Below are 20,393 nucleotides of genomic sequence, written 5' to 3' on the forward strand. Positions count from 1 at the left end.
GCCTGCCGCCGGTCCTGGGACCGGCGGCAGGCCGTTCTCGCGTAGCGCGCGTACGTGCGCTCCGCGTCAGTGCTTGTTCGTGCGCTGCAGCGGGGTGTACTTCGAGCACTTGCCGCGAGGCGCGTACTTCGAGCACTTGCCGTTGGGCATGCCCGTCACGTGCGCCGTCCAGCCCAGGGTGCCGAGGGTGTTCTCGGAGGGCTTCCTCGGCATGTACTGGTCGGCGGTGGCGGAGCCGGCCGAGCCGAAGAGGAGCCCGAGCGCGACCAGGACCCCGATCACGGCGGCGCGGGGCCTGCGGCCGGCGGCCTGGAGGGCCTCCCGGCCGGGGAGCCGCGCCTCGTTGGCCCGGGCCCACGCCTTGATGCGCTGCGCACCGAGGTACACGGCCAGGCCCGACAGCGCGAGCATGCAGTAGACGATCTGCAGGCTGGTGCGCGGGTACAGCTGCACCGCGCCCTCGGCGGACATGTGCGAGGCGTACCAGTAGCGCAGCAGGAAGGCGCTGCCGGTGCAGGCCAGCAGGGTCAGCACCAGCGGCTGGCGCAGGCCGAGCGCGATGACCGCGCCCAGGCCGACCACCAGCAGGATGGTGAAGAGGCCGACGCCGCCGAGCTCACCCGGCAGCGGCCACCCGAGGGAGCGCAGCGGGCCGGGGAAGGCGGTGCCCTGCATGGCGAAGTAGGCCGGGTCGCTGGCGGTGTCGAAGTAGAAGTAGGTGTCCCTGGTCGATCCGCTCGCACGCAGCAGCCGGATCATGTACGGCCCCGCGAGCGCGAGGAAGACGACCGTGGTGGCCGCCAGCGGCAGCACCGCGTCGACCAGCCCGCGCTTCCCGCCCGAGCGGGCGCGGCCGGTCAGGACCACGGCGAAGAGCACGACCACGCCGACCGCGGACCACACGAACCAGCCCGAGTACAGCAGGAACAGCGCGGCGAGCAGGGCTCCGAGACCCGCACCGATCGCCAGCGAGCGCTTGCGGCCGAACTTCGCGGACTCCATCACCACCTGCGCGAGCTTGGCCAGCACGGGGATGACGACGATCAGGACGACGGGGGAGTAGGGCTTGTACGGCTCCATCAGCGGCAGGGAGGCCGTGACGCCGATGCCCAGGGCCCACAGCGGGGGCAGCAGCATGCGCCAGGCCAGGTAGGCCGCCGGTCCGGAGAGCGCCAGGAAGCCGATCATGACCCACTTGACGGCGACCGAGGCGTTGCCGTCGAAGAAGAGCTGGGAGACCCACGCCAGCACGTGCGGGAAGCCGGGCGGGTACTCGGGCAGCAGCGGCACCCCGTCCATGACGTGGTACGCCCACTGCTGCAGGTTGCCGACGTCGCCGCCGTACGCGTTGAACGTCCAGGAGGTTCCCCGCAGGGCCACCACGCTGCCGCTCGCGGTGACACCGGTGGCCAGACCGGCCACGGCCGCCGCGCTGATCCGTACCGCCGCGGTCGGCATCCACCGGCTCAGGACCAGGTAGAGGACGACGGTCGCGGCCAGCAGCACCAGGAGCCGCAGCTGGATGCCGGCCAGCCCGCTGACCTGCCCGATCCGCGTCATGGGGTTCACGTCGAGGCGCTTGCTGAGCAGCACCAGGAGGATTGCCGCGGAAACGGACACGGCCGCCTCGGCGGCCGTGAGGGCGAACGCGCGGGGTATGCGACCACTGGAGCCGCTCGGGGCCCGATGCTCGGCTACCGGGACGGGCGCGGGAGCGGTGACAGTCATGTCCGTTGACTTTACCGTCACGGGGCCGCCTCCCATGACGTCGGGCCGCCTGTCCAAAGTCCCTCGTTCGGCCCCCATTGGTACCGTTGCCGCTGCCGCCACCGCACCCGCGTGCGCGGACGCGGTCTCAAGTGAACGGGAAGTGCCAGGGGTGCAGTCGGGAACGGAAACGGCCGGTGCAGCCGGTGTGGACGCGGTGTCCGGTCCCGGGCGGTCCGGGCCTTCGGCCGGGTCCGGACGGCTCCGCGCCCTGCGGACCTCCCTCCTCGGCCGGCGGTGGTTCTGGCCGGTCGCGCTCCTCGCCGGATACGCGGCGCAGGTGCTGCTGCGGCTCTCCCTGGTGTGGGGGAGCACGCACCCGTCGGTCCAGGCGGACGAGTCCTCGTACCTGGTCCTGGCCCGGGTGCTCGCGGGGCGGCCGACCACGGAGATGCCGGTCGGCTCGGTCATCCCCGGCGGCTATCCGCTGCTCGTCTCCCCGGCCCTGCGGATCGCGGACGACCCGGTCACCGCGTACCAGCTGGTCCTGGGCATCAACACGCTGCTGAACGCGCTCGTCTTCCTCCTGGCCTACGCGGCCCTGCGCAGGCTCGACCTGTCCAGGGGGCTCTCCTTCGCGGCCGCCACGGTGGCCGCGGTGATGCCGCCGGTGGTCTTCTACGCCGAGTTCGCCATGTCCGACACGGTGTTCCCCGTGGTCCTGCTCGGCTGGCTGATCACGCTGCACGGCTGGCTGAGCGAGGGCGACGCCCGGCGCCGCGCGTGGCACGGGGCGGGGGCCGGGCTGCTGGCCGGCTACGCCATGGCGGTGCACGACCGGGGCGGGGTCGTGGTGGCCCTCACGGCGGCGGTCTTCCTCGGCGCGCTCGTCCTGCGGTGGGCGCCGCGGCGGGCCGTGCTCGCGGCCTGGGGCGGGCTCGCGGTCTCCGTGGCGGGTGCGCGGCTGCTGGCCGTCTGGCTGGAGGCGCAGTTCAAGGACCAGCCGCCGAGCTCGGTGGGCACGAAGGTCCTGGACGCCCTCGTCGACCCCGAACTGCTGCGCCGCACGGTGACGCGCATGATCGGCCAGTTCTGGTACTTCTCGGTCTCGTCCTGGGGCTTCGGCGCGCTCGCCATCGTCCTGTGCCTGTTCGCGGTGTTCAGCTCCCGCTTCACCCGGGCCTCGCGGGTGGTCTCCTTCGTCATGGTCGCCCTGCTGGCGGGGATCGCGCTGGCCTCGGCCGCGGGACTGCCGGGCGACACGCGGATCGACAACTGGATCTACGCCCGCTACCTGGCCCCGCTGGTGCCGGCCTTCTTCGTGGTCGGTGTGGCGACGCTGCGCCGGGCGCGGACCGGTGCGCTGCTGCGGCTGGTGGCGGCGGCCGTGCTGTTCACCGTGGTCACGGGCGGGACCGTCGTCCTGGTGGTCGGCAAGGGCCTGTCCGACCGGGCCATCATTCCGTGGGCGATGCCCGACGCGCTGTTCCTGGCCGCGGACTGGACGCGGCTGCACATGGGGCGGACGCTCGCCGGCGGGCTGCTGGTGTTCGCCGTCTGCGTGCTGCTGCGGCTGGCCGCCGGTCGCCGGGCGGTGTGGGCCGTGGTGGTGGCACTGGGCCTGTTCGCCACGTACGCGACGGTGGCGGTCACCTCGCACGTGGCCGTCCCGCGCGCCCAGCAGCACGAGTACGACGCCCTCGGCTTCGCCAGGGAGGCACGGCTGGAGCCGGGCGAGAACCTGGTGATGGACCCGAGCACCCGTTGGGAACTGCGGATGGCCCAGGGGTACGAGGTCTACGACGGGCGGGTCTGGACCCGGGACCTCAAGCGCGGCGAGCAGCCGCCGGCCGCCGCGGACGCGGCCGTCCTGAGCCTGACCCGGAAGGACGCGAAGCCGCAGGACACCTGGGCGCAGGCGCCCGCGGGCTGGTACGTGGCGGAGACGAGCCGCAAGCACGGCTGGGTGCTCTGGCGCCACCGCTGACCCGCCGGTCCGAAGGGCCTCCGCGGGACTCCGCTGCGTGGTGCAGCTTGACCACGCAGCGTGGCGAGGTATTCTCTTCGGCCCGATTGGCCAGGTACGTGTCTCGTATGGCAGACTACTCAAGTTGCTCGGCCGTGTGCCGATGCTGCGCGCCTCCCGCCGGGAGGACCGGAAGCGAGTCCCACAGTACTCGTCGCTCTACCTGCCCCTCGGGGCAGCAATGGGGCGGACGTACGGGAATCTTTCGGGAAGCGTCAGCACGGTGCCTGCCAGGTACTCGGTGGGTGTTCGCCCCCGATCTGCGGTCTTGGGACCGCGCCCCCTTGGACGAGGGAATTTCCGTATGGGAATTTTCTGTAGAGGGAGCGCGACACGCCCGACCGCGTGGGTCGGAGGGGGACGGCGGGGAGATCCGCAGCCGGCCGAGGACCAGAGCGTTTCCACAACAGACAGGACTACGGAGTAGCCATGGCGGGACAGAAGATCCGCATCCGGCTCAAGGCCTACGACCACGAGGTCATCGATTCGTCGGCGAAGAAGATCGTCGAGACGGTGACGCGCACTGGTGCGTCGGTCGCGGGCCCGGTGCCGCTGCCCACTGAGAAGAACGTGTACTGCGTCATCAAGTCGCCGCACAAGTACAAGGACTCGCGCGAGCACTTCGAGATGCGCACGCACAAGCGCCTGATCGACATCCTCGACCCGACGCCCAAGACCGTTGACTCGCTGATGCGCCTGGACCTTCCGGCCGGCGTTGACATCGAGATCAAGCTCTGAGAGGCGCGGAAAAGATGGCAAAGCAGATCAAGGGCGTCCTGGGCGAGAAGCTCGGCATGACCCAGGTCTGGGACGAGAACAACCGTGTCGTCCCGGTGACCGTGGTCAAGGCCGGGCCTTGCGTTGTTACCCAGGTCCGTACGAACGACGTCGACGGCTACGAGTCGGTCCAGATCGCCTTCGGCGAGATCGACCCGCGCAAGGTGAACAAGCCCCTCAAGGGTCACTTCGCCAAGGCTGACGTCACCCCCCGCCGCCACCTGGTGGAGCTCCGTACCTCCGACGCCAGCGAGTACACGCTCGGCCAGGAGATCACGGCTGCCGTGTTCGAGTCCGGCGTCAAGGTTGACGTCACGGGCAACAGCAAGGGCAAGGGCTTCGCCGGTGTCATGAAGCGTCACAACTTCAAGGGCCTCGGCGCCGGCCACGGCGTCCAGCGCAAGCACCGCTCCCCCGGTTCGATCGGTGGCTGCGCCACCCCTGGGCGTGTCTTCAAGGGCATGCGCATGGCCGGTCGCATGGGCAACGAGCGCGTCACCACCCAGAACCTGACCATCCACGCGGTTGACGCGGAGAAGGGTCTGCTCCTCATCAAGGGTGCAGTCCCCGGTCCGAACGGCGGCCTCGTCCTGGTCCGTACCGCGGTTAAGGGGGCTTGAGTTAATGAGCACCATTGACATCCTTTCGCCGGCAGGCGACAAGGCCGGTACCGTCGAGCTCCCCGCGGAGATCTTCGACGCGAAGACCAGCGTTCCGCTGATCCACCAGGTCGTCGTCGCTCAGCTGGCCGCTGCCCGTCAGGGCACGCACAAGACCAAGCGTCGTGGCGAAGTCCGTGGTGGTGGCCGCAAGCCGTACCGCCAGAAGGGCACCGGCCGCGCTCGCCAGGGTTCCACCCGCGCTCCGCAGTTCGTCGGCGGTGGCGTCGTCCACGGCCCGCAGCCGCGTGACTACTCGCAGCGGACCCCGAAGAAGATGAAGGCCGCCGCCCTCCGCGGTGCCCTCTCGGACCGTGCGCGTCACTCCCGCATCCACGTCGTCACCGGCGTGGTCGAGGGTGCCGCCTCCACGAAGGCCGCCAAGACGCTGTTCGGCAAGATCTCGGAGCGCAAGAACGTGCTCCTGGTCGTCGAGCGCGCCGACGAGGCTGCGTGGCTGTCCGCCCGCAACCTGCCCCAGGTGCACATCCTGGAGCCGGGCCAGCTGAACACGTACGACGTGATCGTCTCTGACGACGTGGTCTTCACTCAGGCCGCTTTCGAGTCCTTCGTGTCTGGCCCCAAGGCCGATGAGACCGAAGGGAGCGACGCCTGATGTCTGAGGCGACCGTTACCAGCAAGACCTTCACCGACCCGCGCGACCTGCTGATCAAGCCGGTTGTCTCGGAGAAGAGCTACGCGCTGCTGGACGAGAACAAGTACACGTTCATCGTCGCGCCCGGCTCCAACAAGACTCAGATCAAGCAGGCCGTCGAGGCGGTCTTCGGGGTCAAGGTCACCGGGGTCAACACGATCAACCGTCAGGGTAAGCGCAAGCGCACCAAGACCGGTTTTGGCAAGCGCGCCGACACCAAGCGCGCCATCGTGACCCTCGCTGAGGGCGACCGAATCGACATCTTCGGCGGCCAGGCCTCCTAACGGAGGTCTAGTCGTCCGGAATCGGACGAGGACTGAGAAATGGGTATCCGCAAGTACAAGCCGACGACCCCGGGCCGTCGTGGCTCCAGCGTCGCCGACTTTGTCGAGATCACGCGGTCCACGCCGGAGAAGTCGCTGGTCCGCCCCCTGCACAGCAAGGGCGGCCGTAACAACACCGGTCGGATCACGGTTCGACACCAGGGTGGCGGCCACAAGCGCGCCTACCGTGTGATCGACTTCCGTCGTCACGACAAGGACGGCGTGCCGGCCAAGGTCGCGCACATCGAGTACGACCCCAACCGCACGGCGCGCATCGCGCTCCTGCACTACGCCGACGGTGAGAAGCGCTACATCATTGCGCCGAAGAACCTGAAGCAGGGCGACCGGATTGAGAACGGCCCCACGGCCGACATCAAGCCCGGTAACAACCTGGCGCTCCGCAACATCCCGGTCGGTACCACGATCCACGCGATCGAGCTCCGTCCCGGTGGCGGCGCCAAGTTCGCCCGCTCCGCTGGTGCCTCTGTGCAGCTGCTCGCGAAGGAGGGCGTCATGGCCCACCTCCGCATGCCGTCCGGTGAGATCCGTCTCGTCGACGCCCGCTGCCGCGCCACCGTCGGTGAGGTCGGCAACGCCGAGCAGTCGAACATCAACTGGGGCAAGGCCGGCCGCATGCGCTGGAAGGGCGTTCGCCCCTCCGTCCGCGGTGTCGCGATGAACCCGGTCGACCACCCGCACGGTGGTGGTGAGGGTAAGACCTCCGGTGGTCGTCACCCGGTCTCCCCGTGGGGTCAGAAGGAGGGTCGTACTCGCTCGCCGAAGAAGGCTTCGAGCAAGTACATCGTCCGCCGCCGCAAGACGAACAAGAAGCGCTAGGAGCGGGTTTAGATGCCGCGCAGTCTCAAGAAGGGACCCTTCGTCGACGGACACCTCATCAAGAAGGTGGACGTACAGAACGAAGCCGGTACCAAGAACGTCATCAAGACCTGGTCCCGTCGCTCGATGATCATCCCGGCCATGCTGGGTCACACCATCGCGGTGCACAACGGCAAGATCCACGTCCCGGTGTTCGTCACCGAGTCGATGGTCGGCCACAAGCTCGGCGAGTTCTCGCCGACTCGCACCTTCCGCGGCCACGTCAAGGACGACCGGAAGTCGAAGCGCCGCTAAAGGCGGGGTGGTTACGACTATGACTTACACCGAAGGGACAACCATGGAAGCCAGGGCCCAGGCGCGGTACATCCGCGTCACGCCCATGAAGGCCCGCCGAGTGGTGGACCTTATCCGTGGCATGGATGCCACGGAGGCTCAGGCGGTCCTGCGTTTCGCCCCGCAGGCCGCGAGCGTGCCGGTTGGCAAGGTGCTCGACAGCGCCATCGCCAACGCCGCACACAACTACAACCACCCGGACGCCTCCACGCTGGTCATCAGCGAGGCGTACGTGGACGAGGGCCCGACCCTGAAGCGGTTCCGTCCGCGTGCCCAGGGCCGTGCCTACCGGATCCGCAAGCGGACCAGCCACATCACCGTGGTCGTCAGCAGCAAGGAAGGTTCCCGGTAATGGGCCAGAAGGTAAACCCGCACGGGTTCCGGCTCGGCATCACCACCGACTTCAAGTCGCGTTGGTACGCCGACAAGCTGTACAAGGACTACGTCAAGGAAGACGTCGCCATCCGCAGGATGATGACGTCCGGCATGGAGCGCGCCGGCATCTCGAAGGTTGAGATCGAGCGCACCCGTGACCGCGTGCGTGTGGACATCCACACCGCACGTCCGGGCATCGTCATCGGCCGCCGTGGCGCCGAGGCCGACCGCATCCGCGGTGACCTCGAGAAGCTCACGGGCAAGCAGGTGCAGCTGAACATCCTCGAGGTCAAGAACCCCGAGGTCGACGCTCAGCTCGTCGCGCAGGCCGTTGCCGAGCAGCTCTCCTCCCGCGTCTCCTTCCGTCGCGCCATGCGTAAGAGCATGCAGGGCACGATGAAGGCCGGCGCCAAGGGCATCAAGATCCAGTGTGGCGGTCGCCTCGGCGGCGCCGAGATGTCCCGCTCCGAGTTCTACCGCGAAGGCCGTGTGCCGCTGCACACCCTCCGCGCGAACGTGGACTACGGCTTCTTCGAGGCCAAGACCACCTTCGGCCGTATCGGTGTGAAGGTCTGGATCTACAAGGGCGACGTCAAGAACATCGCCGAGGTTCGCGCCGAGAACGCTGCGGCCCGTGCGGGTAACCGCCCGGCCCGTGGTGCCGCCGGCGCTGGCGACCGTCCCGCCGGCCGTGGTGGCCGTGGTGGCGAGCGCGGCGGCCGTGGTGGCCGCAAGCCGCAGCAGGCTGCTGGTGTGGAGGCCCCCAAGGCCGACGCCCCCGCCGCCGCTCCGGCTGAGAGCACCGGAACGGAGGCCTGACCGACATGCTGATCCCTCGTAGGGTCAAGCACCGCAAGCAGCACCACCCGAAGCGCCGCGGTATGGCCAAGGGCGGTACTGAGGTCTCGTTCGGCGAGTACGGCATCCAGGCGCTCACCCCCGCCTACGTGACGAACCGCCAGATCGAGGCGGCTCGTATCGCGATGACCCGCCACATCAAGCGTGGCGGCAAGGTCTGGATCAACATCTACCCGGACCGTCCGCTGACGAAGAAGCCTGCCGAGACCCGCATGGGTTCCGGTAAGGGTTCTCCCGAGTGGTGGATCGCGAACGTGCACCCGGGCCGGGTCATGTTCGAGCTGTCCTACCCGAACGAGAAGATTGCTCGTGAGGCGCTCACCCGCGCTGCTCACAAGCTTCCGATGAAGTGCCGGATTGTTCGGCGCGAGGCAGGTGAGTCGTGATGGCGACGGGAACCAAGGCGTCCGAGCTGCGTGAGCTCGGTAACGAGGAGCTCGTTGGCAAGCTGCGCGAGGCCAAGGAAGAGCTGTTCAAGCTGCGCTTCCAGGCGGCCACGGGTCAGCTGGAGAACAACGGCCGGCTCAAGTCCGTCCGTAAGGACATCGCTCGCATCTACACCCTGATGCACGAGCGTGAGCTCGGTATCGAGACGGTGGAGAGCGCCTGATGAGCGAGAAGAACGTGACTGAGACGACTGACCGCGGCTTCCGCAAGACCCGTGAGGGTCTTGTCGTCAGCGACAAGATGGACAAGACCGTCGTCGTCGCTGTCGAGGACCGCGTGAAGCACGCTCTGTACGGCAAGGTCATCCGCCGTACGAACAAGCTCAAGGCGCACGACGAGCAGAACGCTGCCGGCGTCGGCGACCGCGTCCTCATCATGGAGACGCGTCCGCTGTCGGCGAGCAAGCGCTGGCGCATCGTCGAGATCCTCGAGAAGGCCAAGTAATTATCTGAGGCCCTGGGCAGCAAGCCCAGGGGCCCCTCAGGTTCGTTCCGCCAGGCTCGGTGGGGGCGGTAGCTCTTCGGAGTGATGCCCCCGCCGGGAACCGGCAGACAAACAGGAGATAGACGTGATCCAGCAGGAGTCGCGACTGCGTGTCGCCGACAACACTGGTGCCAAGGAGATCCTTTGCATCCGTGTTCTCGGTGGTTCCGGTCGCCGCTACGCGGGCATCGGTGACGTCATCGTTGCCACCGTCAAGGACGCGATCCCCGGTGGCAACGTGAAGAAGGGTGACGTCGTCAAGGCGGTCATCGTTCGCACCGTGAAGGAACGCCGCCGCCAGGACGGCTCGTACATCCGCTTCGACGAGAACGCCGCCGTCATTCTGAAGAACGACGGCGACCCTCGCGGCACCCGTATCTTCGGCCCGGTGGGCCGTGAGCTGCGCGAGAAGAAGTTCATGAAGATCATCTCGCTCGCGCCGGAGGTGCTGTAAGCATGAAGATCAAGAAGGGCGACCTGGTTCAGGTCATCACCGGTAAGGACAAGGGCAAGCAGGGCAAGGTCATTCTGGCCATCCCTACTGAGAACCGTGTCCTCGTCGAGGGTGTCAACCGGGTCAAGAAGCACACCAAGGCCGGCCAGACCGCTGGTGGCTCGCAGACCGGTGGCATCGTGATCACCGAGGCGCCGATCCACGTCAGCAACGTTCAGCTGGTTGTGGAGAAGGACGGCCAGAAGGTCGTTACCCGCGTCGGTTTCCGCTTCGACGACGAGGGCAACAAGATCCGCGTTGCCAAGCGGACGGGTGAGGACATCTGATGGCTACCACTCCGCGACTCAAGACGAAGTACCGCGAGGACATCGCGGGCAAGCTGCGTGAAGAGTTCTCCTACGAGAACGTCATGCAGATTCCCGGCCTCGTGAAGATCGTGGTCAACATGGGTGTGGGCGACGCCGCCCGCGACTCCAAGCTGATCGACGGCGCCATCAAGGACCTGACGACGATCACCGGTCAGAAGCCGGCCGTCACGAAGGCCCGCAAGTCCATCGCGCAGTTCAAGCTGCGCGAGGGTCAGCCGATCGGCTGCCACGTCACCCTCCGTGGTGACCGCATGTGGGAGTTCCTGGACCGTACGCTGTCGCTCGCGCTGCCGCGTATCCGTGACTTCCGTGGTCTGTCGCCGAAGCAGTTCGACGGCCGTGGCAACTACACCTTCGGTCTCACGGAGCAGGTCATGTTCCACGAGATCGACCAGGACAAGATCGACCGTACCCGGGGTATGGACATCACCGTGGTCACCACGGCGACCAACGACGACGAGGGCCGCGCCCTCCTTCGTCACCTCGGCTTCCCCTTCAAGGAGGCGTAAGCGAGATGGCGAAGAAGGCTCTCATCGCGAAGGCTGCCCGCAAGCCCAAGTTCGGTGTGCGTGCGTACACCCGCTGCCAGCGCTGCGGTCGCCCCCACTCCGTGTACCGCAAGTTCGGCCTGTGCCGCGTGTGCCTTCGTGAGATGGCTCACCGTGGCGAGCTGCCGGGCGTGACCAAGAGCTCCTGGTAACTCCCTCTCGTCCGTAAGGACTTGAGCGGTACCAGGCACTCTCGGTAAGCATCTGGACGGCGGATGCCCGGCCGCGCATGCCTTAGGCTTGTGTGGTTGGGCGTCCGCCGCCCATAACGACTTACTACGCCGTAGGTCCCCGCACCGCACCCGTCCCGCCACTGAGTGGGGAGAGGGATGGCGCATACAGGAAACCCCGGCGAGAGAGGCCGAAGGCCACTTCATGACCATGACTGACCCGATCGCAGACATGCTCACGCGTCTGCGTAACGCTAACTCGGCGTACCACGACTCCGTCGTGATGCCGCACAGCAAGATCAAGTCGCACATCGCAGAAATCCTCAAGCAGGAGGGTTTCATCACCGGCTGGAAGGTCGAGGACGCCGAGGTCGGCAAGAACCTCGTCCTCGAGCTGAAGTTCGGCCCGAACCGCGAGCGCTCCATTGCGGGCATCAAGCGGATCTCGAAGCCCGGTCTGCGTGTGTACGCAAAGTCCACCAACCTGCCGAAGGTGCTCGGCGGCCTGGGCGTGGCGATCATCTCCACGTCCCACGGTCTGCTCACCGGCCAGCAGGCAGGCAAGAAGGGCGTAGGTGGGGAAGTCCTCGCCTACGTCTGGTAGTCGGGAACGGAGGAAAAGCAATGTCGCGAATCGGCAAGCTCCCCATCCAGGTTCCCGCCGGTGTGGACGTCACCATCGACGGCCAGGCAGTGGCTGTGAAGGGCCCCAAGGGTTCCCTCGCGCTCACCGTCAAGGCGCCGATCGAGATCGTCAAGGGTGAGGACGGCGTTCTGAACGTCACCCGCCCCAACGACGAGCGTCAGAACAAGGCCCTGCACGGCCTGTCCCGCACGCTGGTGGCGAACATGATCACCGGCGTGACCACGGGTTACGTGAAGGCTCTTGAGATCAGCGGTGTCGGTTACCGCGTCGCCGCGAAGGGCTCCAACCTGGAGTTCCAGCTTGGTTACAGCCACCCGATCCTGATCGAGGCGCCCGAGGGCATCTCCTTCAAGGTCGAGTCGCCCACCAAGTTCTCGGTCGAGGGCATCGACAAGCAGAAGGTCGGCGAGGTCGCCGCCAACATCCGCAAGCTGCGGAAGCCCGACCCGTACAAGGCCAAGGGTGTCAAGTACGCCGGCGAAGTCATCCGCCGCAAGGTCGGAAAGGCTGGTAAGTAGCCATGGCATACGGTGTAAAGATCGCCAAGGGCGACGCGTACAAGCGTGCCGCCAAGGCCCGCCGCCACATCCGCATCCGCAAGAACGTCTCGGGTACGGCGGAGCGTCCGCGCCTCGTCGTGACGCGTTCCAACCGCAACATCGTTGCTCAGGTCATCGACGACCTCCAGGGTCACACCCTGGCGTCCGCGTCGACCCTGGACGCTTCGATCCGTGGTGGCGAAGGCGACAAGAGCTCGCAGGCCCAGGCCGTCGGCGCACTCGTCGCCGAGCGTGCCAAGGCCGCGGGTGTCGAGACCGTCGTGTTCGACCGCGGTGGCAACCGATACGCCGGGCGCATTGCCGCTCTGGCTGACGCCGCCCGCGAAGCCGGGCTGAAGTTCTAAGCCCCGTTTTCCGGGACTCACGGACGTAACAGAGAGAGGTAATCCAATGGCTGGACCCCAGCGCCGCGGAAGCGGTGCCGGTGGCGGCGAGCGGCGGGACCGGAAGGGTCGCGACGGTGGCCCTGCCGCCGAGAAGACCGCTTACGTTGAGCGCGTTGTCGCGATCAACCGCGTCGCCAAGGTTGTCAAGGGTGGTCGCCGCTTCAGCTTCACCGCGCTGGTCGTGGTGGGCGACGGTGACGGCACTGTAGGTGTCGGTTACGGCAAGGCCAAGGAAGTTCCCGCGGCCATCGCCAAGGGTGTCGAGGAAGCCAAGAAGTCCTTCTTCAAGGTTCCGCGCATCCAGGGCACCATTCCTCACCCGATCACGGGCGAGCGCGCCGCGGGCGTCGTGCTGCTGAAGCCGGCCGCCCCTGGTACCGGTGTTATCGCCGGTGGCCCGGTGCGCGCCGTTCTGGAGTGCGCCGGCGTTCACGACATCCTGTCGAAGTCGCTCGGTTCTTCCAACGCGATCAACATCGTGCACGCGACCGTGGCGGCCCTCAAGGGCCTGCAGCGTCCCGAGGAGATCGCGGCTCGCCGTGGTCTGCCCCTCGAGGACGTCGCTCCCGCGGCTCTGCTCCGTGCGCGTGCTGGGGCGGGTGCGTAATGGCTCGCCTCAAGGTCACGCAGATCAAGTCGTACATCGGCAGCAAGCAGAACCACCGCGACACGCTGCGTTCGCTCGGGCTCAAGCGCCTGAACGACGTCGTCGTCAAGGAGGACCGCCCCGAGTTCCGCGGAATGGTTCACACCGTCCGCCACCTCGTGACGGTTGAGGAGGTTGACTAACATGGCTGAGAGCAGCCCGCTGAAGGCCCACAACCTCCGTCCCGCCCCCGGCGCCAAGACCGCGAAGACCCGTGTCGGTCGTGGTGAGGCGTCGAAGGGTAAGACGGCCGGTCGTGGTACGAAGGGCCAGAAGGCCCGCTACCAGATCCCGCAGCGCTTCGAGGGTGGGCAGATGCCCCTCCACATGCGTCTGCCGAAGCTCAAGGGCTTCAAGAACCCGTTCCGCACCGAGTTCCAGGTCGTGAACCTGGACAAGCTCGGCGCTCTCTACCCCGAGGGTGGAGAAGTCACGGTGGCCGACCTGGTCGCCAAGGGCGCGGTTCGCAAGAACAGCCTCGTCAAGGTCCTGGGCCAGGGCGAGATCTCCGTGGCGCTGCAGGTTTCGGTTGACGCCGTTTCCGGCTCCGCCAAGGAGAAGATTGCCGCCGCTGGTGGCTCTGTGACCGAGCTCGTCTAAGACGAACTCAGTGACAAATAGCTAGAAACCCGACCGGGGATGCCTCACATATGGGGCATCCCCGGTTGGTCGTTCCATGGGAGGTGCAGACGCCGGTAAGGTGGCCTGCACCTTTGCTTGTACACATTCGTCGATCCCTCAGACCGTCACCTCTGACGCAGTAGCGCGGGGGTCGCAGGAGGCACCGTGCTCACCGCGTTCGCCCGGGCGTTCAAGACGCCCGACCTGCGCAAGAAGCTGCTTTTCACGCTCGCCATCATCGCGCTGTACCGACTCGGTTCCCACGTGCCGGTACCCGGTGTGAGCTACAAGAACGTTCAGATCTGTGTGGACCAGATGGGGGCGGGCAACAACAGCCTCTTCGGTCTCGTCAACATGTTCAGCGGTGGCGCGCTGCTCCAGATCACGATCTTCGCGCTCGGCATCATGCCGTACATCACGGCGAGCATCATCCTGCAGCTGCTGACCGTGGTCATCCCGAAGCTGGAGAACCTCAAAAAAGAGGGTCAGTCCGGCACGGCGAAGATCACTCAGTACACGCGCTATCTGACGGTCGCACTCGCGATCCTGCAGGGCACCGGCCTCGTCGCCACCGCCCGCAGCGGCGCTCTCTTCCAGAGCTGCATGGTCAAGGACCAGATCGTCCCCGACCGTTCGATCTTCACGACCGTGGTCATGGTGCTCACCATGACCGCCGGTACCTGCCTCGTCATGTGGCTCGGTGAGCTCATCACCGACCGGGGCATCGGCAACGGCATGTCGATCCTTATGTTCATCTCGATCGCCGCCGGCTTCGTCGGCTCCCTGTGGGCCATCAAGGAGCAGGGCAAGATCGCGGGCGGCTGGGTCGAGTTCGGCGTGGTCATCCTGGTCGGCCTCGCGATGGTGGCCCTGGTGGTCTTCGTCGAGCAGGCGCAGCGGCGGATCCCGGTCCAGTACGCGAAGCGCATGATCGGGCGGCGCGCGTACGGCGGCACCTCGACGTACATCCCGCTCAAGGTGAACCAGGCCGGTGTCATCCCGGTCATCTTCGCCTCGTCGCTGCTGTACATCCCGGCACTGATCGTCCAGTTCAGCGGTTCGCAGGCCGGCTGGGCCACCTGGATCAGCAAGCACTTCGTCAAGGGCGACCACCCGTACTACATCGCCACCTACTTCCTCCTGATCGTCTTCTTCGCGTTCTTCTACGTGGCGATCTCGTTCAACCCCGAGGAAGTTGCAGACAACATGAAGAAGTATGGTGGGTTCATTCCGGGCATCCGCGCCGGTCGGCCTACCGCCGAGTACCTGAGCTACGTACTCAACCGGATCACCTGGCCGGGGTCGCTGTACCTGGGTCTGATCGCTCTTGTGCCGACGATGGCGTTGGCCGGCTTCGGAGCGAACCAGAACTTCCCGTTCGGCGGGACGAGCATCCTGATCATCGTGGGTGTGGGTCTGGAAACCGTGAAGCAGATCGAGAGCCAGCTCCAGCAGCGTAATTACGAAGGGTTCCTCCGCTGATGCGAATCGTCCTCGTCGGCCCGCCGGGTGCGGGCAAGGGAACGCAGGCGACTGTGCTTGCCGAGACCTTGTCGATCCCGCACATCTCCACGGGCGACCTGTTCCGGGCCAACATCAGCCAGGGCACCGAGCTCGGCCGGCGTGCGAAGGCGTTCATGGACGCGGGTGACCTCGTCCCGGACGAGATCACCATCGGGATGGCCAAGGACCGCATGGAGCAGGCGGACGCCGCCGGCGGTTTCCTGCTCGACGGCTTCCCGCGCAACGTGTCGCAGGCGGAAGCCCTCGACGTGATGCTGAAGGCCGGCGCCATGAACCTCGACGCCGTCCTCGACCTGGAGGTCGAGGAGGACGAGGTCGTGAAGCGTCTGGCCGGCCGGCGCACCTGCCGCAAGGACAGCGCGCACATCTACCACGTGGACTACCGTCCGTCGCAGGTCGAGGGTGTCTGCGACATCGACGGCGGCGAGCTGTACGTGCGCGAGGACCAGACCGAGGAAGCCGTGCGCAACCGGCTGGAGGTCTACCACACGCAGACCGAGCCGATCATCGACTACTACAAGGCCCAGGGCCTCGTGTCGACGATCCCGGCCCTGGGTGAGGTCAAGGACGTCACCAAGCGCGCGCTGGACGCCCTGAAGAAGTAGCGAGCAGCAGTTTCACCTGTAGTGCAGCCCCGGCCGCGGTGTCCCCAGGACGCCGCGGCCGTACTGTTGAAAGACCCGAATCCGAAGGTGGCAGGTACGTCATGGTCCAGATCAAGACCCCCGAGCAGATCGCGAAGATGCGTGAGGCGGGGCTCGTCGTCGCGGCGATCCACGCGGCGACCCGTGAGGCGGCCGTGCCGGGCGCCACGACGCGGGATCTGGACATGGTGGCCCGCAAGGTCATCGCGGACGCCGGCGCCAAGTCGAACTTCCTCGGTTACGGCGGGTTCCCCGCGACCATCTGCACCTCGGTCAACGAGGTCGTGGTCCACGGCATCCCCGACGACAAGACGGTCCTCAAGGACGGCGACATCATCTCGATCGACGCCGGCGCGATCGTCGACGGCTGGCACGGCGACGCCGCGTACACCGCCTTCGTGGGCTCTGGGCACGCCCCTGAGCTCGTGGAGCTGTCCCGGGTGACCGAGGAGTCCATGTGGGCCGGTATCGCCGCCATGAAGCTCGGCAACCGCCTCGTGGACATCTCGAAGGCGATCGAGACGTACATCAAGCGGCAGCCGCGCCCCACCACGGGTGAGCACAGCCTCGGCAAGTTCGGGATCATCGAGGACTACGGCGGCCACGGCATCGGTTCCGAGATGCACATGGACCCGCACCTGCTGAACTACGTCTCGCGCAAGCGGGGCAAGGGCATCAAGCTCGTCCCGGGCCTGTGCCTGGCGATCGAGCCGATGGTCTCGCTGGGCACCGCCCAGACGGAGGTCCTGGCGGACGACTGGACGGTCATCACCACGGACGGCACCTGGTCCTCGCACTGGGAGCACTCCATCGCCCTGACCGAGGAGGGTCCGATCGTGCTGACCTCGCCGGACTGCGGCAAGGCGAAGCTGGCGGAGTACGGCGTGAGCACCGCGCCGGACCCGCTGGGCTGACGCACAAGCCGTTGGGCCGACCGGTATGGGCAGGATTGATGATCTATCCTGTAGGGCACACTTTCCGGATTCGTCTTTCGGAAGGCCCTGACGTAGACTGACTCGTCGGCTCCTTTGCACCCGCATGTCCTCATGCGAAGGCGGGGAGCTGATCAAGGTAGCCGATTCGAAAGGCGAAGCGTGGCCAAGAAGCAAGGTGCCATCGAAATCGAGGGCACCGTGATCGAGTCCCTCCCGAACGCGATGTTCAAGGTGGAACTCCAGAACGGTCACAAGGTCCTCGCGCACATCAGCGGCAAGATGCGCATGCACTACATCCGCATCCTCCCTGATGACCGGGTTGTCGTGGAGCTCTCTCCGTACGACCTCACGCGTGGCCGGATCGTCTACCGATACAAGTAGATCTTGTCTTCACTCCCGTCCGGACGTCCTGTCCCGGCGCGGGTGGTGGCACTGACCCGGAGAACCTCACCAACATGAAGGTCAAGCCGAGCGTCAAGAAGATCTGCGACAAGTGCAAGGTGATCCGCCGTCACGGTCGGGTCATGGTCATCTGCGACAACCTGCGCCACAAGCAGCGCCAGGGCTGACGCACGCCGACCGACCTGCACTACGCAGTTCTTCGCGCGACGTAAGAAAACGTACATACGCAGAACCCGCCCAGCCCTGACCAGGGCCGGCGGCACCTCCGGCGGGGGCCGGGGACCCGGGCGTACCACCACCCAACAGGAGTGGTCGGCGGTCGGGGTTCGGTTCTGCGGAAGACCCCCGAACACACAGGAGCCATTGAATGGCACGCGTTTCCGGTGTTGACATCCCGCGCGAAAAGCGTGTGGAGATCGCACTTACCTACGTCTTCGGTGTCGGTCGCACCCGGTCCAAGGAAATCCTTGCGGCCACCGGTGTGAACCCCGACACCCGCGTTCGTGACCTGGCCGAAGAGGACCTGGTCAAGATCCGCGAGTACGTGGACGCCAACCTCCGCACCGAGGGTGACCTCCGCCGCGAGATCCAGGCCGACATCCGCCGCAAGGTCGAGATCCAGTGCTACCAGGGTGTTCGCCACCGTCGTGGCCTGCCCGTGCACGGTCAGCGCACCAGCACGAACGCCCGTACCCGCAAGGGTCCGCGTCGCGCGATCGCCGGTAAGAAGAAGCCGGGCAAGAAGTAGTCCTGTTCAGCGGTCTTGCGCTGTAGGACCGACCACCTCCCGTAGGAGATTTAGATGCCCCCCAAGGGTCGTCAGGGCGCTGCCAAGAAGGTGCGCCGCAAGGAAAAGAAGAACGTCGCTCATGGGCACGCCCACATCAAGAGCACGTTCAACAACACCATCGTCTCGATCACGGACCCCGCGGGCAACGTGATCTCCTGGGCCTCCGCCGGCCACGTCGGCTTCAAGGGCTCGCGCAAGTCCACCCCCTTCGCCGCGCAGATGGCCGCCGAGTCGGCCGCCCGTCGCGCGCAGGAGCACGGCATGCGCAAGGTCGACGTCTTCGTCAAGGGTCCCGGCTCCGGCCGTGAGACCGCGATCCGCTCCCTCCAGGCCACTGGCCTCGAGGTCGGCTCGATCCAGGACGTCACCCCCACCCCGCACAACGGCTGCCGTCCGCCCAAGCGCCGCCGCGTCTGATTCGGCGGCGCCGGGCTTCGCGCCTGTGCGTCTTTGAGTGTCCGGGCGGTACGAACCCCTTCGCGGGGGACGTACCGCCCGTACCCTTGTAGTCCGCGGACCCGTGCACACATCGGGGCCGCATCCGTCGGGCGTCAAATAGTGGGCGTCCACGAATGAAGGAATCCACATGCTTATCGCTCAGCGCCCCTCGCTGACCGAAGAGGTCGTAGACGAGTACCGCTCGCGGTTCGTGATCGAGCCGCTCGAGCCGGGCTTCGGTTACACCCTCGGCAACTCGCTCCGCCGCACGCTCCTGTCCTCGATCCCGGGTGCCGCTGTCACCAGCATCCGCGTGGACGGCGTCCTGCACGAGTTCACCACCGTGCCCGGTGTCAAGGAAGACGTCACCGACATCATCCTCAACATCAAGCAGCTGGTCGTCTCCTCGGAGCACGACGAGCCGGTCGTGATGTACCTGCGCAAGCAGGGTCCCGGCCTGGTCACCGCTGCCGACATCGCGCCCCCGGCCGGTGTCGAGGTGCACAACCCGGACCTGGTCCTGGCCACGCTCAACGGCAAGGGCAAGCTGGAGATGGAGCTGACCGTCGAGCGCGGTCGCGGCTACGTCTCCGCCGTCCAGAACAAGCAGCTGGGCCAGGAGATCGGTCGCATCCCGATCGACTCCATCTACAGCCCGGTCCTCAAGGTCACCTACAAGGTCGAGGCGACCCGAGTCGAGCAGCGCACCGACTTCGACAAGCTGATCGTCGACGTCGAGACCAAGCAGGCCATGCGCCCGCGCGACGCCATGGCGTCCGCCGGCAAGACCCTGGTCGAGCTGTTCGGTCTGGCCCGCGAGCTCAACATCGACGCCGAGGGCATCGACATGGGCCCCTCGCCGACGGACGCGGCCCTGGCCGCCGATCTCGCCCTGCCGATCGAGGAGCTCGAGCTCACCGTTCGGTCGTACAACTGCCTCAAGCGCGAGGGCATCCACTCCGTGGGTGAGCTCGTCGCCCGCTCCGAGGCCGACCTGCTCGACATCCGCAACTTCGGTGCGAAGTCGATCGACGAGGTCAAGGCGAAGCTGGCCGGCATGGGCCTGGCCCTCAAGGACAGCCCGCCCGGATTCGACCCGACCGCCGCCGCCGACGCCTTCGGCGCCGACGACGACGCGGACGCCGGTTTCGTCGAGACCGAGCAGTACTAAGCAGCACCAGTAGGACCAAGACTTTCCCGCGGCATCCGCCTCGGGGGAACTGACACCGGTACCTGACACGGCCGGTGCAGATATGAAGGAGTAAGACCATGCCGCGTCCCGCAAAGGGTGCCCGTCTGGGCGGCAGCGCCGCGCACGAGAAGCACCTCCTCGCGAACCTCGCGAAGTCGCTCTTCGAGCACGGCCGCATCACCACCACCGAGGCCAAGGCCCGTCGCCTGCGTCCCTACGCCGAGCGTCTGGTGACCAAGGCCAAGAAGGGCGACATCCACAACCGTCGCCTGGTGCTGCAGACGATCACGGACAAGAGCATCGTGCACACGCTGTTCACCGAGATCGCCCCGCGCTACGAGAACCGCCCCGGTGGTTACACGCGCATCACCAAGATCGGCAACCGTCGTGGCGACAACGCCCCGATGGCCGTGATCGAGCTGGTCGAGGCCCTCACGGTCGCCCAGCAGGCCACTGGTGAGGCCGAGGCCGCCACCAAGCGCGCCGTGAAGGAGGCGGAGGCCACCGAGGCTCCCGCCGCCGAGGAGACCAAGGAGGCCTGATCCCCCTTCCGGGATCACGCTGAATGGCTCTGAACGGGCCCGCCCCC

General features: G+C 66.8%; 32 protein-coding genes. 31 read left to right on the forward strand and 1 reads right to left on the reverse strand.

What is annotated here, in order from left to right; translation table 11 throughout:
* Window positions 1–66: 66 nt before the first annotated feature.
* Complete coding sequence (locus ACWCP2_RS35575) at window positions 67–1,728, reverse strand: hypothetical protein (protein ID WP_450912697.1); 1,662 nt, start codon at window positions 1,726–1,728, stop codon at window positions 67–69.
* 151 nt (window positions 1,729–1,879) lie between these two features.
* Between ACWCP2_RS35575 and ACWCP2_RS35580 the strand changes: the two genes are divergently transcribed.
* From ACWCP2_RS35580 to rplQ, 31 genes are all read left to right on the forward strand, one after another.
* A complete protein-coding gene (locus ACWCP2_RS35580) occupies window positions 1,880–3,694 on the forward strand; it encodes a hypothetical protein (RefSeq protein ID WP_450912698.1) in 1,815 nt (604 codons plus the stop codon).
* Window positions 3,695–4,162: 468 nt separating this feature from the next.
* The gene (gene rpsJ / locus ACWCP2_RS35585) at window positions 4,163–4,471 is read left to right on the forward strand and encodes a 30S ribosomal protein S10 (RefSeq protein WP_003948644.1); all 309 of its coding nucleotides are present in this window, start codon (window positions 4,163–4,165) and stop codon (window positions 4,469–4,471) included.
* 14 nt (window positions 4,472–4,485) lie between these two features.
* Window positions 4,486–5,130, forward strand: coding sequence for a 50S ribosomal protein L3 (rplC, locus tag ACWCP2_RS35590; RefSeq protein ID WP_266880616.1), 645 nt, complete (start codon window positions 4,486–4,488; stop codon window positions 5,128–5,130).
* 4 nt (window positions 5,131–5,134) lie between these two features.
* Window positions 5,135–5,785 carry a 50S ribosomal protein L4 gene (rplD, locus tag ACWCP2_RS35595; protein WP_327254486.1) on the forward strand — a complete coding sequence of 217 codons (651 nt, stop codon included), beginning with the start codon at window positions 5,135–5,137 and terminating at the stop codon, window positions 5,783–5,785.
* Window positions 5,785–6,108: a 50S ribosomal protein L23 gene (gene rplW / locus ACWCP2_RS35600; RefSeq protein WP_030154694.1), complete on the forward strand. Its 324-nt coding sequence runs from the start codon at window positions 5,785–5,787 to the stop codon at window positions 6,106–6,108. The genes rplD and rplW overlap by 1 nt, the downstream gene beginning before the upstream one ends.
* Before the next feature lie 39 nt (window positions 6,109–6,147).
* The gene (rplB, locus tag ACWCP2_RS35605; RefSeq protein ID WP_254387362.1) at window positions 6,148–6,984 is read left to right on the forward strand and encodes a 50S ribosomal protein L2; all 837 of its coding nucleotides are present in this window, start codon (window positions 6,148–6,150) and stop codon (window positions 6,982–6,984) included.
* Between the two features lie 12 nt (window positions 6,985–6,996).
* Window positions 6,997–7,278 carry a 30S ribosomal protein S19 gene (gene rpsS, locus ACWCP2_RS35610; protein WP_023539342.1) on the forward strand — a complete coding sequence of 94 codons (282 nt, stop codon included), beginning with the start codon at window positions 6,997–6,999 and terminating at the stop codon, window positions 7,276–7,278.
* Window positions 7,279–7,321: 43 nt separating this feature from the next.
* Window positions 7,322–7,669 carry a 50S ribosomal protein L22 gene (gene rplV, locus ACWCP2_RS35615; RefSeq protein WP_007265904.1) on the forward strand — a complete coding sequence of 116 codons (348 nt, stop codon included), beginning with the start codon at window positions 7,322–7,324 and terminating at the stop codon, window positions 7,667–7,669.
* The gene (rpsC, locus tag ACWCP2_RS35620) at window positions 7,669–8,511 is read left to right on the forward strand and encodes a 30S ribosomal protein S3 (protein ID WP_254387361.1); all 843 of its coding nucleotides are present in this window, start codon (window positions 7,669–7,671) and stop codon (window positions 8,509–8,511) included. The genes rplV and rpsC overlap by 1 nt, the downstream gene beginning before the upstream one ends.
* A gap of 5 nt (window positions 8,512–8,516) precedes the next feature.
* The gene (gene rplP, locus ACWCP2_RS35625) at window positions 8,517–8,936 is read left to right on the forward strand and encodes a 50S ribosomal protein L16 (RefSeq protein ID WP_030026326.1); all 420 of its coding nucleotides are present in this window, start codon (window positions 8,517–8,519) and stop codon (window positions 8,934–8,936) included.
* Entirely contained in the window at window positions 8,936–9,160 is a 225-nt protein-coding gene (rpmC, locus tag ACWCP2_RS35630; protein WP_008739703.1) for a 50S ribosomal protein L29, read from the forward strand. Before rplP ends, rpmC begins: the two co-directional genes overlap by 1 nt.
* Window positions 9,160–9,441: a 30S ribosomal protein S17 gene (gene rpsQ, locus ACWCP2_RS35635; RefSeq protein WP_243333368.1), complete on the forward strand. Its 282-nt coding sequence runs from the start codon at window positions 9,160–9,162 to the stop codon at window positions 9,439–9,441. Before rpmC ends, rpsQ begins: the two co-directional genes overlap by 1 nt.
* A 124-nt stretch (window positions 9,442–9,565) precedes the next feature.
* A complete protein-coding gene (rplN, locus tag ACWCP2_RS35640) occupies window positions 9,566–9,934 on the forward strand; it encodes a 50S ribosomal protein L14 (protein WP_003956455.1) in 369 nt (122 codons plus the stop codon).
* Window positions 9,935–9,936: 2 nt separating this feature from the next.
* Complete coding sequence (rplX, locus tag ACWCP2_RS35645) at window positions 9,937–10,260, forward strand: 50S ribosomal protein L24 (RefSeq protein WP_215023444.1); 324 nt, start codon at window positions 9,937–9,939, stop codon at window positions 10,258–10,260.
* The gene (gene rplE / locus ACWCP2_RS35650; RefSeq protein WP_030388859.1) at window positions 10,260–10,811 is read left to right on the forward strand and encodes a 50S ribosomal protein L5; all 552 of its coding nucleotides are present in this window, start codon (window positions 10,260–10,262) and stop codon (window positions 10,809–10,811) included. Before rplX ends, rplE begins: the two co-directional genes overlap by 1 nt.
* 5 nt (window positions 10,812–10,816) lie before the next feature.
* Window positions 10,817–11,002 (forward strand): type Z 30S ribosomal protein S14, encoded by a 186-nt coding sequence (locus ACWCP2_RS35655; RefSeq protein ID WP_003956452.1) that lies wholly within the window; start codon window positions 10,817–10,819, stop codon window positions 11,000–11,002.
* Window positions 11,003–11,225: 223 nt separating this feature from the next.
* The gene (rpsH, locus tag ACWCP2_RS35660; protein ID WP_008739698.1) at window positions 11,226–11,624 is read left to right on the forward strand and encodes a 30S ribosomal protein S8; all 399 of its coding nucleotides are present in this window, start codon (window positions 11,226–11,228) and stop codon (window positions 11,622–11,624) included.
* Window positions 11,625–11,644: 20 nt separating this feature from the next.
* Window positions 11,645–12,184, forward strand: coding sequence for a 50S ribosomal protein L6 (gene rplF, locus ACWCP2_RS35665; RefSeq protein WP_243333369.1), 540 nt, complete (start codon window positions 11,645–11,647; stop codon window positions 12,182–12,184).
* Window positions 12,185–12,186: 2 nt separating this feature from the next.
* Window positions 12,187–12,570, forward strand: a complete 384-nt coding sequence (rplR, locus tag ACWCP2_RS35670) for a 50S ribosomal protein L18 (RefSeq protein WP_030008471.1) — start codon at window positions 12,187–12,189, stop codon at window positions 12,568–12,570.
* A 46-nt stretch (window positions 12,571–12,616) separates the two neighbouring features.
* On the forward strand, window positions 12,617–13,219 hold the full coding sequence (gene rpsE / locus ACWCP2_RS35675) for a 30S ribosomal protein S5 (protein WP_008739695.1): 603 nt from the start codon (window positions 12,617–12,619) through the stop codon (window positions 13,217–13,219).
* Complete coding sequence (gene rpmD / locus ACWCP2_RS35680) at window positions 13,219–13,401, forward strand: 50S ribosomal protein L30 (protein ID WP_112447741.1); 183 nt, start codon at window positions 13,219–13,221, stop codon at window positions 13,399–13,401. The genes rpsE and rpmD overlap by 1 nt, the downstream gene beginning before the upstream one ends.
* A 1-nt stretch (window position 13,402) precedes the next feature.
* On the forward strand, window positions 13,403–13,858 hold the full coding sequence (gene rplO, locus ACWCP2_RS35685) for a 50S ribosomal protein L15 (RefSeq protein ID WP_243333371.1): 456 nt from the start codon (window positions 13,403–13,405) through the stop codon (window positions 13,856–13,858).
* 186 nt (window positions 13,859–14,044) lie between these two features.
* Complete coding sequence (gene secY / locus ACWCP2_RS35690; protein WP_450912699.1) at window positions 14,045–15,361, forward strand: preprotein translocase subunit SecY; 1,317 nt, start codon at window positions 14,045–14,047, stop codon at window positions 15,359–15,361.
* Window positions 15,361–16,008 (forward strand): adenylate kinase, encoded by a 648-nt coding sequence (locus tag ACWCP2_RS35695; protein ID WP_450912700.1) that lies wholly within the window; start codon window positions 15,361–15,363, stop codon window positions 16,006–16,008. Before secY ends, ACWCP2_RS35695 begins: the two co-directional genes overlap by 1 nt.
* A 101-nt stretch (window positions 16,009–16,109) precedes the next feature.
* On the forward strand, window positions 16,110–16,961 hold the full coding sequence (map, locus tag ACWCP2_RS35700; protein WP_266912804.1) for a type I methionyl aminopeptidase: 852 nt from the start codon (window positions 16,110–16,112) through the stop codon (window positions 16,959–16,961).
* 180 nt (window positions 16,962–17,141) lie between these two features.
* Entirely contained in the window at window positions 17,142–17,363 is a 222-nt protein-coding gene (gene infA / locus ACWCP2_RS35705; RefSeq protein ID WP_003956442.1) for a translation initiation factor IF-1, read from the forward strand.
* Window positions 17,364–17,437: 74 nt separating this feature from the next.
* On the forward strand, window positions 17,438–17,551 hold the full coding sequence (rpmJ, locus tag ACWCP2_RS35710) for a 50S ribosomal protein L36 (RefSeq protein WP_003956441.1): 114 nt from the start codon (window positions 17,438–17,440) through the stop codon (window positions 17,549–17,551).
* A 200-nt stretch (window positions 17,552–17,751) separates the two neighbouring features.
* Complete coding sequence (gene rpsM, locus ACWCP2_RS35715) at window positions 17,752–18,132, forward strand: 30S ribosomal protein S13 (protein WP_053682609.1); 381 nt, start codon at window positions 17,752–17,754, stop codon at window positions 18,130–18,132.
* A gap of 54 nt (window positions 18,133–18,186) precedes the next feature.
* Window positions 18,187–18,591 carry a 30S ribosomal protein S11 gene (rpsK, locus tag ACWCP2_RS35720; RefSeq protein WP_006376016.1) on the forward strand — a complete coding sequence of 135 codons (405 nt, stop codon included), beginning with the start codon at window positions 18,187–18,189 and terminating at the stop codon, window positions 18,589–18,591.
* A gap of 169 nt (window positions 18,592–18,760) precedes the next feature.
* The gene (locus tag ACWCP2_RS35725; protein ID WP_008739666.1) at window positions 18,761–19,783 is read left to right on the forward strand and encodes a DNA-directed RNA polymerase subunit alpha; all 1,023 of its coding nucleotides are present in this window, start codon (window positions 18,761–18,763) and stop codon (window positions 19,781–19,783) included.
* Between the two features lie 98 nt (window positions 19,784–19,881).
* Window positions 19,882–20,346, forward strand: coding sequence for a 50S ribosomal protein L17 (gene rplQ / locus ACWCP2_RS35730; protein WP_281204238.1), 465 nt, complete (start codon window positions 19,882–19,884; stop codon window positions 20,344–20,346).
* Window positions 20,347–20,393 lie beyond the last annotated feature (47 nt).

The sequence above is a fragment of the Streptomyces sp. NPDC002104 genome (assembly GCF_053593795.1).